Annotated in this window: 3 protein-coding genes; all 3 read left to right on the top strand. The window is 64.3% G+C overall.

Annotated features, from left to right (window positions below; all coding sequences use genetic code 11):
- The first annotated feature begins 425 nt into the window (after positions 1 to 425).
- Positions 426 to 1091, top strand: a complete 666-nt coding sequence (locus tag RDU83_13930; protein MDQ7842100.1) for a hypothetical protein — start codon at positions 426 to 428, stop codon at positions 1089 to 1091.
- A gap of 195 nt (positions 1092 to 1286) precedes the next feature.
- A complete protein-coding gene (locus RDU83_13925; GenBank protein MDQ7842099.1) occupies positions 1287 to 3512 on the top strand; it encodes a copper amine oxidase N-terminal domain-containing protein in 2226 nt (741 codons plus the stop codon).
- A 215-nt stretch (positions 3513 to 3727) separates the two neighbouring features.
- Entirely contained in the window at positions 3728 to 3988 is a 261-nt protein-coding gene (locus tag RDU83_13920; GenBank protein MDQ7842098.1) for a GlsB/YeaQ/YmgE family stress response membrane protein, read from the top strand.
- Positions 3989 to 4221: the final 233 nt, after the last annotated feature.

Raw genomic sequence — 4221 nt, 5'->3', positions numbered from 1 at the left:
GTGGTTTTGATTGTCCTTGTCTGGCTGATCTTCTTCCGATAGGCTGCACCTCTGGCGGCCAACCGTATCGGTCACGAGCCGGTGTAGCAGTGTGGACGTCTGGACCGACGTCGAGTTCTTCGGGGGGTGGAGAGTGACGAAGAAGCGAACGCGCGATCTCGACCCGGACTTCCGATTCGCCCGTCTACTGGAAACCTTTGGCATGCTTCGAACGTATTCATTGATGCTGGTTTGAGCGTGATGACGGATCAGCGGAGGTCCACACTCAATGGGTGGGGCGCAAACCCAGCCCTTTCAGCTCTCGTTCAACGCGGCCCGGTTTACTCATGTCTATGAGAGCGCCCCCGGGGAAAGGAGGACTGCGAGACGGCTCTGGCAGCAGGGTATCCGGGGACCTGTCACACAAACTGAGGAGGTGAGCACCCGTGATTCGATTCGTTGTCCTGCTGACAACGTCGGTCCTACTCGTCGCCGCCTGCGGCACGTTGGGGACCGTGCAGCTCCCCACGATCGTCGGCCAGCACTTCGACGGGGCCGGCGATGCAATAGGGCCCGCCATCGTGCGCGACGTCCTCCGGATCGAGACCCGGCGCATTGACAACCCGCCGTACGGCAGCTATGACACCCTGGAGGCCGAGATCGTATTCACCGCCGTCGTAACCCTACCGCCCCCGGGCAGCGGCCCGGACGTCGGCGGGGCGCAGCTGGCGTTCAACGTCGGCTTCGACACCGACAAGAACCCTGCGACGGGCGGAGCCATGGACTGCGGCGCTCAGGGGTCTACGCCGGGGTTGGACTTCCTGGTGCTTGGCCAGGGTGGTGGCGCGCCGGCCGACCGGCTGGTGAACGGCAACTACAACGTGATCAACGCCTCCTGGGTGGTAACTGGGGAGGCCACGGTGTCCGTTTACGGCAGCACGCTGACCGTGACGACACCGCTGAGCGCGATGGGCAGCGACGACGGCGCGACGCACCTGATGGTGTTCGCCGGCAACCGCAACGGCGGGTGGGTCAACGTAAACGACTGTGCCCCGAACCCGGCTGGCGGCATCATCACCCGGACGGGAGTTTCGCACGGCTTCAGGCAGTAGACGGGCGCGAGAACGAGGTCCAGACGACCCGCCAGGCCGGGGCGATCTGCGCTCCGACCGCACTCAGGTACGAAAGGAGGGGACGGTTGTCTCCTCCACCCCCAAAAAGATGTGGACTCGAAGGAGGGCGACGGTGAGCGAGCAGATACGGATGACCCGCTTGACTCCCGTCAGCCCGGAATGGAGGAATCGCACATGATACTGCGTTTCATTTCAGTCGCTCTGGGTTTGATCCTTGCCGTTGTCGCCCTACCGGCCGTCCCGGCCCTTGCGCAGACTGCGCGCGTAGTGGTCGACGGCCAACTGATGAGGTTTGACCAGTCGCCGATCATGGCCGGCGGCCGGGTTCTCGTTCCGCTTCGAGGCGTCTTCGAGTACCTTGGAGCCACCGTGTTGTGGAACCCTGCAACGAACGTTGTCACCGCGCAGCGCGGTGATACACAGGTGCAGCTGGCCATCGGCAGCCGACAGGCGACCGTAGACGGCCGCGTGGTGTTCCTCGATGTCCCTGCAACGATCGTTGGGGGGCGAACACTCGTGCCCCTCCGCTTCGTGAGTGAGGCGATGGGGGCTCAGGTGGACTGGGATAACGCCACCCGCGTCGTAACCATCACCTCAGGGACCACAGCCCTGCCGGTCCAGCCGCCCGTGCGCGTGCCGCGACGGACGCCCGTGCCGCAACAACCGGCGCCCGTGGCGCCATCGGTCGTCGAGGGTCGCGTCCTGCGCGTTGACGGGCAGCGGATTCTCGTAGAGGAAGATGGTACCATCCGCACGTTCACGCTGACATCCGACACGACATTTACGGCCCTGGATGTCGGGACGGGACGCAGTGATACGATCAGCCCCGACCAGATCCGCCCAGGAGACGTCGTCCGCGTAACGGCCGATAGCGCTGGCCGCGCGATCTTGGTCCGGGTGTCCGTGCGTACCGTCTCCGGCCGGATCGACGCTATCACCAGCCGGTCCCTCGCTCTGTCCGACGGACAGGTCTTCACATTCGCCGACGGCGTGCGGGTCGTTGTTAATAACCAGGAGGCGACGCGCGAGCAACTGCGGGTGGGCATGGAAGTCCGCCTGCACCTGAACCCGCAGACCAGCCAGGTCCTGGTCGTCCAGGCGAGTGCATCGGGGGCCCAGCCGCCCCGGCCTCCCGCCGGAGGCGTCCAGATCACTTCCTTCAGCCACAACGCGACGGCGCCGCTCCGCGCCGGCTCCCATCTGACCGTCACCCTCAGGGGAACACCCGGAGGCACAGCCACTTTCGACATCTTCGGCGTCGACTCCGACGTCGCAATGCGTCAGGTCTCGCCCGGAGTCTACCAGGGAATCTACACGGTCCGCACTCAGGACAATGTGGGCGCAGCCGTCGTCGTAGGACGACTGCGTGTCGGCGGGCAGGAAGCTCCGCTCGTTCAGGCTGGAACCCGGGTGACGCTTGACGGCACCGCGCCCCAAATCGTCCAGCGCTTCCCCGAGAAGGGTCAGACGGTGAACAACGTCCGGCCCAACATCCTCATCGTCTTCAATGACACCGGGTCGGGCATTGACCCGGCCCGCAGCCGGCTGTTCGTTAACAACCAGAACGTGACGGCGCGGGTCTCGATCACCGAGACCGCTCTCGCCTACAGCCCGCCGGAAGCCCTGGCAGGGCGCGTGCTGGTCCGCGTGATCCTGGCCGATAAGGCCGGCAACGTCACCGATGAGGAGTATACGTTCACGACCGCCGTCTCGCAGACATCGCTTATCCACTCCGTTACGGTAAGCCCTACCACGCCGCTGCGAGCGCGCGACGTCCTGACCGTCCGCATGCTCGGCGAACCAGGCGGTCAGGCCTCCTTCACGATCGAGGGCGTCGAAGAGAACATTCCCATGGCCGAAGCCGCCAATCAGCGGGGCGTATACGTCGGCTCGCACACGATCCAGCGGCGAGAACAAGGCGCCGCGCAGAACGCGCGCATCATCGTCAGGTTGACCAAGGACGGGGTCACGAGCCAGGCGGCAGTCGCACGGCTGATGGTCGTGGCGACCGAAGGCGTGGCGCCGCCCGTTATCACTTCCCCGGCAGCTGGGACACGTCTGGGATCCCCGGTCGTGATTCGGGGCAAGGCAACGCCCGGGTATCGGGTCGAGGTTCAGGTTGACTACCAGGGCGCGCTGCTGGCATTCAGTCTGAAGGGCACCTACGGAAAGGTCACGACGACCGCAGACGCGGCGGGCGACTGGGCGGTGAGTCTCAGCACGACGGTGCGCATTTCCAACGCCGAACTCACGATCACGGCCGTGACCATCGACCCGCTGGGCCGGCGCTCCGAAGCCGTCACAGTAAGGGCGACTCTGGCCCGCGTATGGCCATACCCTTGGCAGGAAGGAAATGCCATCGTCAGGATGTCGGAGGAGCCGAACTACAGGTCCTCCTAGCTGGGACAGAGAGCTAGCGAGTACACAAAGCACGCCGAAGAGATCCTGGGGGTCCCGCTTCGGTGGGACCCCCATCATCCTTTGCGGATCGTGTGGCTGGCACCAGTTGCATATGTGGGGGAGCAACAAGCCACTGTGAGCAGTATTGAACAGACGGCACATTCTCATCGTGGTACGTTTCGTTTGGACGACAGATGGCAAAGGAGGTGTTCGAGATGAGTGTGTTCTGGGTCTGGGTAATCGTCGGGATTATCGCCGGTTATCTGGCGAAGAGTGTCATGCGTGAGGGCCCCCACGGTATCGTCGGGGATCTTATCGTCGGGGTCATCGGCGCGTTCGTGGGCGGGTGGATCTTCAGCTACTTCGGCCGCGCCGGCGTCACCGGCCTCAACATCGGCTCGATCGTGGTGGCCTTCGTCGGGGCCGTGGTGTTTCTCTGGATCGTCCGGCAACTGAACAGGGGCCGGTTCAGATGATCCTAAGCGTGCGATCTACGTACATCAAAGCAAGTCAGAATCCAGTGGAGAGGAGAAAAGCCATGAAGACGCTCGCGGTCATCGTCCTTGCCGTTGCGATGCTCTCGGCAGCGTTCGTGGGTGTAGCGTCGGCTCAGCCGTCTCCGAACGTGGCCACCCTCACCCCCTTCAGCGCAGCGATGAACTTCATGTCCCGGGCCGGCTACACCCGGTACCTGAACCACCTGCAGACC

Source organism: bacterium (genome assembly GCA_031082185.1).
GTDB lineage: Bacteria > Sysuimicrobiota > Sysuimicrobiia > Sysuimicrobiales > Humicultoraceae > VGFA01.
The sequence above is the reverse complement of the archived record's forward strand: the minus strand, read 5'-3'. Positions and strand labels throughout refer to the sequence as shown.